The sequence below is a fragment of the Kaustia mangrovi genome (assembly GCF_015482775.1).
Taxonomy (GTDB): Bacteria; Pseudomonadota; Alphaproteobacteria; order Rhizobiales; family Im1; genus Kaustia; species Kaustia mangrovi.
This window is the reverse complement of the sequence record NZ_CP058214.1, coordinates 1805248-1815320: the sequence shown is the minus strand read 5'-3', so window position 1 is coordinate 1815320 and position 10073 is coordinate 1805248. Positions and strand designations below refer to the sequence as shown.

Below are 10073 nucleotides of genomic sequence, written 5' to 3'. Positions count from 1 at the left end.
CATGAGGCAGCACAGCGCTACATTCGCAAATTTTATTTGCCGGTTCGGCGATGAGAAGGTTCTTCTCGACTACGCCGAGGAAATCGTAATTCCAGCCTTCACGCGCGACACCTACGTTCGCAGCTATGGCCAGCGCACGCACTATCATTTTTACGAAGTCGAACTCGTCGATCTTTCAGGCGACCGCGAGTTGCCGGTTTTGGCGCTGGCGGGGCGGTTCATCAAAGATACGGAACTCACGCGGCATCAGATATTCGATGCTAAACAGGGGCTTATTAAGGACGAGCAACGGATGCGCTCGGCGCCCTCCGTCTTCTTCGTCTTGCTCCTGAACAATCACCGTCTGATCTATTTCCCGGAGACGCCGCATGCCCCCGACCTCAATGCCTTCAAGGCGACTGCCGAGCAGTTCCTTCGCCGCCGCCATAAGGAATATGTCGATGAGCTATACGACGCGCTGAAGGCCGAGGGCGAGAAGGTCACCAAGAAAGCCCTGTTTGAAACGCATCCGGCGCCAACGCTTGAGGTGATTGCCCTCACCGGCGCCGACGATATCACCGCGTTTGTGAAGCGCTACGGCATTCTCAAGCGTATCGACTTTCGCATTGTGCGGCCCAACGACGATATCGACGCTGGCGAGATTCTCGGTCAGGTGCGTGAATTCAGCCGGGGGCTCAACGCCGACCGCACCAACCTCACCACCGCCAACAATGAGGGCCTCAATATCCAGGCATCGATTGAGGCGGTCACCGCAGCGACCGAAACCGGCAATCAAGAAGTCAAGCTGACGGGCGTGGATGAGAACGGCAACCATCTCGCCGGCAACAATGATAAGTTCCAGATCACAGCGCCAGTCGAGAACATTCCGCCGGCGCGCGCCGGTCTGACTCGCCGGCTCTTTGAGATTTACGAGACCATGACGCAGAACGGGGCCATCCGAGCCCCGGCAATGGACCGCGCCGTAGAGAAAATCAGACAGCTTGTAAGGCTGCTATAAATGAACTGGCAGGATCGCCTCATAAGCGAGAAGAGTCTTTTCGCCGTTTACCGGAAGGCGCGAAAGGTCGCGTCCGCGCCCATTAATGCGCGGTTGGCGTGGGGCGTCTTTGTTGTCATGGTGCTCGCACTGGCGGCAAACGCCTGGTTCGGCATGCCCGTAGCCCCCTATCGGTCGTTGATCGTCGGCATCCGCGAGGTTGCCGATACGGGCTTTACATTCACGACGGCCATTCTCGGTTTTCTGATCGCCGGCTTCGCCATCTTCGCCAGCATCACCAAGCCCGGTGTCTTCATCCTGCTTGCAAAGCTGGACCACAAGAAGGAAGACATCTCCCGACTCCAGTTCATCTTTTTCAATTTTCTTCTGGTATTCATTCACTTCCTGACGTTTCTGGCGCTGTGCCTGGTCGTCAAGGTGACGCTGTATAGCGGTGGCCCCCTTTCCGGCGCTTTGCGCTGGGTGGCTGAGAACCGACAGATGGTGATTGTCATTGGCGCGAGTTTCACGTTCGCCGTGATGACGGCCTGGCTCGTCTTCCTGTTGATGCTCCTAAAGTCCTTTATCTGGAATCTCTATCAGGCGGTCCTGGTAACGATCCTCACCGAAGCTGAGCTGACGGAGCAGGATGCGGAGGGGGACAAGTGATACATCCCGGCGAATGTGGTCAAGGTGGCGCGGCTGATACTCGTGCCAAGCAGAGCGTTGTCTTTACATACTGCGCCCGTCGCGGGACACGGACTAAAATTGCCACTTTGCATGGTCTATTGAGCGAGGGGAGAGTTCAGACCATCCAAATAGAATGATGGTCAGAGCGATAAAGATCTTGTTCGATCAGAATGCTATAACGGCGAAAATGGCTTTGCATCATCGGAGGGTTCGCGGAATCGTCGAACTTTACTATAGGTCGAATGGCTCGCTAAGGATTGAAATTGTATAAGCTCGGCAAACGCGTCATCTCTCAATACATCCGAACTGGATGCAAACGCCGCTTGCGTCTTGATTTGTACGCTGGCCGGGAAACAAGGGCTGCGGCGAACGCGCCAGAGAAAGACGCTGCGAGGCCAGGTCTAGCCCTCATCACTCAGCAAGGGCGAGATTATGAGCACCAGAAATATGCGGAACTCCAGATGTCGTTTCCGGAGCTTGCGATTGCGAACTCCGATGAGGGGGCGGTCCCCGGGACTCCTGAAGCCTATCGAACGCTCGATCTCGAGACCATTCTGGAGCAAGCTCTGGAGAACAGCTTCCTCCTTGAATCAGAGTTTTCTGTAACCTCATCGTTCATAGCGGCACATGAACTAACCGAGCTGTGCGGTGGGGCGGAGCCCCTCATTGCCTTGGCCAAGGTCAGACCCGACATCATCCACATTGCTCCAGCCAGTGGTGAGATCAGACGCGTCATCGCGCCAGATGGGACCATTGAGACGCTCAGCGATGAGGATGAACGGCTCGGCCTCCGGATCATCGACATCAAGATTTCCGGCGAAGCAAGTCCAGCGCATTTCTCCGAACTCGCCTATTACAGCATGACGCTCGCGGGATGGCTTGTCGACACTGGTTGGGCCGATAAGTTCGTTGTTCTGGCCAATGCAGCGATTTGGCCTGGAAAACACGAAGCATCTTGCCTCCATGAACAAGAGGAGACTGATCGACGAAACTTAGTGTTTGATCGGGATCTGGCGCTGTATTTTCAGGCTCTTGAGGAAGACCTAGAGACAATGCCCCCAGAAGTCGTACTGGGGCGCGTACGTAGGTTCTTGAAGGTCGACCTCCCCGCAGTGATTGAGCCGGAAGATTGGCGCACTCTCGACTGGCATGTCGACCAAAAGTGCGGCGGTTGTGATTATCTCGGATACGCTTGGGGAAATCGCGAGCAGATCGATGAACGTTACTGCTGGCCATCGGCAGAACGTGAAGCACACCTCAGCCGCGTTGCAGGTGTGACTCGTGGGGCGCGAGGAAAACTAGTTGAACACAATGTGACTAACGTTCCGCATCTAGCGGCGCTTCCAGCAGGTAGCCCTGCCTATGAGACGCACCAGGCACTGAAGGCAAAACGCACCGTCTTTAAAAGCCGGGCGGAGAGGCTGAGCGTAGGCGGCGAAGCAGAAATACCAGATCGTTCGGGAACCAGTGGAACGCTTCCGAGATTCGCAGATATTCGGATCGCGATGTCGGCGGACTTCGATATTGGAAGCGGGCTGACGTTCGCCTTCGGGTATCGCATATCCTATGGCGTTCCGACGGGACGACGACCCAATGGCCAAGGTTGGAGCCGGGAGCGTCGTGACCCGCTTAGCCGAGAACTCCTTGTCATGGAGCGATCCGTTGAAGCCGAAGGCGCGATCTATGCGCAGCTACTTGAATTCTTGCTGGCCGATATTCAGAGGGCGAAAGCTGCCATCTTGGAAGGCTATCAGCAAAATGGAGACCCTGACAAAACGGACGTGAGCCTGCAGTTCTATCTTTGGGACCGGCTTACCTATGAGCATTTGCGCAGGGTTACAGGGCGCCACTTGGATCGTTTGCAGGCACCTGTGAGAATGGGCGACGAAGACGTGAGCGTTATGTCGTGGCTGTTTCCTGCAGAGCAATCGATGGAGTCGCCGGACTATGTTGGCCGATCTTCGCCTATCGCCATTGTCGCGAATGCCGTTAACAGTCTGCTGTCTGCACCGATCCCGCATCACTACGGTCTTGTCGAGCTGGCCAACACGCTCGACTCAGAGGGGCGAGAGCGTGATGACGGTTCGACATGGGAGTATCGGGTCAGCGACTTCTACAAGGACCCGTTGTCGGATCAGATCCCTTCGGAACGGGGGCACGAGATCTGGGAGCGGTCGGCTCCGTTTCGAAATCAGGATTTCCAACAACATCAAGAGCAGGTGCGCCGCGTCGTTCGTACTAAGCTGTCTGCTGTCCTCTATGTGGCAATGCAATTGGCAATTGAGCTGCGAGACACGCTGAGCGCAGACGCCCCGCTCGTTAATTCCGTCTTCACGCCCTTACGCCGAATGACTGGCACGGGGGATGACGAGGAAATCATCTATCAGCATGCCCGACTTATGGCGGCGGTGCAAAGGATGGAGATTGAGCTACTGATGGCGATGCCTCCGCATGAGCGAGAGGCGCGTTATGCAAGCCTGAGAGCGACACGGTGCTTGGATGGAGAGGAGCGACGCGCAGCATTGGAGCAACTCAACGTTCGCAATGCAAACCATGAGACGCTTGTTTTTGAACTGTCCGAGCGCTCGCGAGACGCCAAGATCAAGGATGGAGAATACACATGGTCGCTCCTGCCGGAGCGCGAGCTTGGCCTACTTCAAAATTTGACCACTGCGCAGTTCAAACGTCGGACCGGTCTGGAGCATCAAAACCCGATTCGGCCATGGGAATGGCGACGGCTGGTTAGAGAAGATCTAACGGTTTCGGTTCTGAAGATATCGAGGAGCGGTCTTCTCATTGCACTACAACCCTCGGATCTTTTGGCATCAGCGCTACGGGGTGCACATGTCGATTTTGACATAGACGGATCAGCAGGTGAGTTTGCGATACTCGACCCGATTTCGATGGATGCCTTTACGGGCAAACTGAAAAAGACGCTCTCTGACCCAACGGGAATTCGCTTCCCGCAGATTGCCGCTGATACGCCGCTTTTCCCGGCCCTATCGGTGGCTCGGGTCAGACAAGGGACCCCCCGTCGCGCACCACACACACCCGCAGCAGACTTTATATGGGACGCAGAACGACTCGCTGCCACGGATCTAGATGATCACAGGGCTGACGCCATCGTTGCGGGGGCGTTGGCGTTCCGCTCGGATCTTACAGACACGCAAAGGCAAGCCATTCAGACGGCGAGCTCGCGACGGCTGTCGGTTTGGTGGGGGCCTCCGGGAACAGGCAAGAGTGCGACGGTGACAGCCTATGTTTCCGGTTTGCTTCACGATGCCAGAGAGTGCAGTCAGAGGCTCCGTATAGCGGTCACGGGTTTTACTTGGGTATCGATCGACAATATCGGCAGGAAACTACCTGAAGTGATCGAAGCGCTTGGTATGTCCGACTATGTGACGTTTGCCCGGCTATCCAGCACGCCCAATCCTCAAGTCGATGCCGAGTTGCAAAACCATGTGGTCAGAGTGAAAGCGGACGAAGGTGGCCTGAGCGGTGAAGCTCTAGAACTGATCGATGCACTGGAAGGAAATGGAATTACGGTGGTGGCCTCCACCGTCGATCAGCTTCACAATTTAGGCGGAGATGAACTGTGCCGAGAGTTGTTCGATGTGATGATCATCGATGAAGCCTCCCAGCTCGACGTCGCCCATGCCATTGTCGCCTTTAGCAAGCTTGCCACGGGTGCGAGGTTGACCGTCGTTGGCGATGACAAACAAATGCCGCCAATTCACCCGGTGGCACCTCCGAAAGGATTGGAGCACCTGCTCGGTTCTGTATATGATTTCTTCCGTCACTATCGCGTGTTGGAAGGACGTCCTGGAATTCAGCCGATCATGCTCGACATGAGTTTTCGGTCCAACAGCGACATCATCGAGTTCGTGCGTGAGGCTGGCTACGGCCAAGAACTTCAAGCGAGCCCCCATACGGCGCAGCGGCGTGTGCAATTGGCTCGAGCCATTGATGTCGCAGCTCCTACGGATTGGCCGGCTGTTTTGGCTTTCTCCAGCGAATTCGCTCGCATACTCGATCCAACACGACCTTTGACAGCCATTGTTCATGAGGATGAGTATTCCAGCCAGCGCAACGACGCTGAAGCTAATCTCATCGCCGGTTTGGCGGTGTCTTTATGGCGCGCTGGTATGATTGACCAAAACGGAGGCACCGGAGCAGAATTCGACCCTGACGCCTTTTTGCTCGAAGGTCTGGGGATAGTTACGCCTCATCGCGCGCAGCAATCGGCAGTTTTTGAACTCTTGGACCGTGCGCTTCCACAGGAATTTGACCGAGAGCTTCTTTTCTCCAGCATCGATACTGTGGAGCGGTTTCAGGGCCAAGAGAAGGAAGTCATTCTCGCTAGCTTCGGGCTCGGTGACGCTGACCAGATCGCCTCCGAGGAAGAGTTCCTGTACAGCTTAAACCGGTTCAACGTGACTGTCTCACGCGCTCGGTCAAAATTCGTAGCGGTTTTAAGCCGAGCTTTGGTCGATTATCTCCCGCGTGATCGGGAAATTCTCAAAGAATCTCGTTTGTTAAAGCACTTCGTGGACGGCCATCTATTAACTGGGCAGGAAATCGAATTACCAGGTCTGCACGTCTGTATGGTGAAGACCCGATGACAGGTGTTTCCACCAAAATCTCCCTTTTGGACGCCTGTGCGCTTCCCATTGAACAATTGGCGCGTATCGCCATGAAAGAAGGAGTTCGTCCTCGCGCAGAGTATCAAGCCCATAAGTGGTTCGCGCGGCGATTGGCTGTCACAGCGAGAGGCCTACTCGCTGGCTTTGGGACGCGGGACGGCGAAAACTTCTGGAAGACGTTTTACTCAGGCACCGGATTTGAAGATCTGCGCGTATTGGATCCGTTTTGCGGTGGCGGCGTCATGTTGCTGGAAGCGCAGCGACTGGGTGCCCACGCAATCGGTTTTGACGTTGAGCCGGTCGCGGCGGCGATTTCGGCTTTCCAGGCGGAACTTGGCGCTTTGCCAGATTTATCGAAAGCGCTTGAGGAATTGCGGCTCAGCGTGCTTGGTGAAATCGGCGAGTATTATCGGACGCGATCCCAGGACGGCGTGGACGAAACCCTTCTGCACGCGTTCTGGGTACAGATTGTTACGTGCGGGGAATGCGGTGCTGGTTTCGATGCTCACCCCCGGTTTCGATTGGCGCGGACAGAAGCAGCGAAGCGTCAGTGGGTCGCATGTTCATCCTGTAGCCGATTGATCGAAGCCGATAGCGACGCTGTCCAAGTTACGTGTCCATGTGGTGCCGCGACGGACCCGAGCGGAGCGCACCAACGCTATGGAGCTGCAGTGTGCCCGAACTGTGGGCATTCAGAACCTTTGATTGATATAGCGCGAAGGGAAGGAAAACCCGAGTTTCGGCTGTTCGCTGTGGAAAGTCTGCCGAGCGGTGATGAGCGAGTCACACCAATGGCGGAGCGCTCGCTTCGGAGTGCGACTGCGTACGATGTGAATCTCTTCAAGAAGGCTGAATCTGCGCTCGCAAGTAGGCTCGCGTCGAAAACCGGCTTGCTTCCTCGGTCTCCAATACCGAAAACGGATCGCGCTGACGACCGTCTACTGTCCTACGGATACGTCGACTATACGGAACTGTTCAATGCTCGGCAAAAGCTGCATCTAGTTGCATTGAGTGAAGCAATTGATGCGTTGCCAAGTGACCTACGCGGCGCCTTCTCCGTTGCATTTTCCGATCACCTCAAGACCAATAACATGATGTGCGCTTATGCCGGAGACTGGCGTCGGCTGACACCACTCTTCTCGATCAGAGCATATCGCCACATTTCGCGTCCGGTTGAGCTGAACCCATGGCTGAATAGAAATGGCCGTGGAACCTTCCCTAATGCAATCAGATCGGTTCAGCGCGCTGGTACTGCCTTCAAAGAGCACCGCGTAGCGTCCAGTGTGCTCTATGACGAGCCGATGGCCTACCATACGGGGCGCAGTGAGATCGCCTGTCGAGACTCCAAATCGATGCCGGCCGTTGCCGATGGTTCGATCGATCTCGTTCTTACAGATCCGCCTTATCTTGATTACATTGCATATTCCGAGCTTGGTCACTTCTTCGCGCCTTGGATGCATCGGTTCGGGCTCATTGACGGAAACAGCATAGATCGCTTTCCAAGTGGACAGTTAGCCGCTCCCGCCAATACGAAGGATCACGCAGAACGATTCATTCGCCACCTGGGACAGATCTTCGAAGAGTTGCGGCGGAAGATGAAGCCAGAGGGGCGCTTCGTGTTCACCTATCAGAACTTGGATGGACGAGGTTGGAAAGCAATCGGGAGAGCGCTGGCTCGCGCAGGGTTTCAGCCCGTTTCCGTGTTTCCTTTATACGGTGAGAACGGGTCTAGATTGCATAAGCGTGGCAACTCTATCTCTTGGGATTGTGTTGTCGTATGCAAAAAAGCCGACCCTGTTCGCAATTTTCGAACGACCAAAGACGACCGAAGACAAGGTGCATCGTTTGCATTGAGTTGGCAGAAGAGGCTTGAGGCTGCCGAGTTGCCATTTGGTAAGGGCGATCTCGTAAATCTGACGTTGGCGGGAGAAATCCTTTTCGCATTAAGTCGACGACAAGGCGGTAAATTGCAGGGCTGCTTTGTCCACGAAGAGGATAGATTTGGGAGCGTTTGCGCCTGCGGGGCATCCCTCACAAATGAGGGCTAAGTGGTTGGATGAGCATCGTTCAACATTTCGTTGATCGCACTTTGTCGGGATTGTCGGTCCAGCGTATAGCTGTTCCGCCTGAACTCAACGCCTTCGAGCAGCGCTTTCACATAGCCGGACACCGTATCCGCAGCCATGATAAGCGTAGAATCCAGCGTGTGGACATACTTGCTGGTTACAGACCCTTTGGCATGACCAATCAGCGCGGCGATGGTGATCTCGGTGAAGCCAAGGTCGTTCGCGATACTCGCGAAACTGTGCCGCAATATGTGAGGCGTCACGTCCCAGAGTGGCGTGTCCTTGAACAGTTTCTTCCAGCTCTGCGGAAAGTTCCCGACCGCGTTGTCAATACCTTGGCCGGGAAAGACGTAGGTTCCGGTTCTGTGCGGTCGTTCCTTCTCCAGATATTCCACGACCGGAAGGCCCACCGGGCGAACCGAGGAGCCTTCCTTGCTATCGACCAGTCGTAGACAGCTACCCTCAAGATCTACCTCGCTCCATTTGAGGTTGACGATTTCTCCGCGCCGGCAGCCGGTCAGCGTAATCAGCCTGAGGATCTCGGCATGTATTCTAAAGCGATCGCTTTGCTGTGCTTGCCGAAGGATGTCTCCCAAAATCCGGTACTCAGCTTCGCTGAGTCGGCGATCGCGAACCTGGTATTTCGGCTTGCGAAGGCCATGCGTTGGGTTGTGTTCGATCACCCCGGCTTCGACTGCATAGGAGAAGATGCCGCCAAGCAGTCCCATCGTTCGGATTGCTGTTCCACGTCCGCCGCGGACGATGGCCTTGCCGCGAAGCTTTTCGGTCTTCATGGTCACGCGTGTCTTGCCGGCGATGATGTCCTTCATCAGGTTGTTCATGTCCGGCTTGGTGATGTCCCGCACACGCCGCGTCCCGAGAAGAGGAATGATGTGCCTGCGGATACGGCCGACATCGGTGGCGATGGTGGTGTCTTTCTTCGGCCTGCCGCCTTTCCCCAGGATGAGGCCGGCTTCCATGTCGGCGATATACTGCTCACATAGCTGCTTGATGGTCAGCGCCTTGCGGTCTTCCTCTCGCTCTTCAGCAGGATCACCGCCATGGGCGACCTGTCCGAGCAGGGCCTTGGCTTCGCGGCGCGCAGTCTCGGGGGTCCATACACCATGAAGGCCGATCGTGTAGCGACGCGAGCGGCCACGGGACCGGTACTGGACGATGTAGCTGCGCTTACCGGAGGGATAGACGCGAAGACCAAAGCCCGGCAATTCGTCGTCCCAGACGACGTGACCTTTGCTCTGCGGCTCGACGGCTTCTACAAACCGTTTGGTCAGTTTGGTCATGCTCCCGTCCCTCGGAAGCCCCGATTTCGAGTAAGCACCACGCAAGCACGCGGGCGGAAATCAAGGCGTATTCACGGATAGAGACTTCGGAGCTCTGATTCTGAAAATCAATCTATTTCAGGTAGTTAGAGTGCTCTGGCGGGCTCTATCGCGCAATTCGGATAGGTCCTTAGACCAGCTCCGAAGGCAGAGGTCTCAGGTTCGAATCCTGACGGGTGCGCCAAAAACCCCATGAAAATCAATGCTTTGCGGAAGTGGTCATTGTGACCAGTTCGTGCTCACGATTTTCTGGCACACCCGTCACAGCACGGGAGCGATCCAAATGGCGGCTATCCGCGAAAAAGCCCCTTACCAGTGGGCGGTGCAAGTCAGGCGTAAAGGCTGGCCAAACCAGAGC

The 10073-nt window shown here is 55.8% G+C and carries 5 protein-coding genes; 4 read left to right on the top strand and 1 reads right to left on the bottom strand.

From position 1 onward, the window contains the following. The first annotated feature begins 1 nt into the window (after position 1). From HW532_RS08475 to HW532_RS08460, 4 genes are all read left to right on the top strand, one after another. The gene (locus tag HW532_RS08475) at positions 2-997 is read left to right on the top strand and encodes a DUF4747 family protein (RefSeq protein WP_213163961.1); all 996 of its coding nucleotides are present in this window, start codon (positions 2-4) and stop codon (positions 995-997) included. Further along, positions 998-1645, top strand: a complete 648-nt coding sequence (locus HW532_RS08470) for a hypothetical protein (RefSeq protein WP_213163960.1) — start codon at positions 998-1000, stop codon at positions 1643-1645. A 284-nt stretch (positions 1646-1929) separates the two neighbouring features. Continuing rightward, on the top strand, positions 1930-6288 hold the full coding sequence (locus tag HW532_RS08465; RefSeq protein WP_213163959.1) for a bifunctional RecB family nuclease/DEAD/DEAH box helicase: 4359 nt from the start codon (positions 1930-1932) through the stop codon (positions 6286-6288). Beyond that, positions 6285-8357: a hypothetical protein gene (locus HW532_RS08460; RefSeq protein WP_213163958.1), complete on the top strand. Its 2073-nt coding sequence runs from the start codon at positions 6285-6287 to the stop codon at positions 8355-8357. Before HW532_RS08465 ends, HW532_RS08460 begins: the two co-directional genes overlap by 4 nt. Here HW532_RS08460 and HW532_RS08455 read toward each other — a convergent pair. Then, positions 8354-9676, bottom strand: a complete 1323-nt coding sequence (locus HW532_RS08455; RefSeq protein ID WP_213163957.1) for a tyrosine-type recombinase/integrase — start codon at positions 9674-9676, stop codon at positions 8354-8356. The two genes, HW532_RS08460 and HW532_RS08455, sit on opposite strands and share 4 nt — an antisense overlap. Positions 9677-10073: the final 397 nt, after the last annotated feature.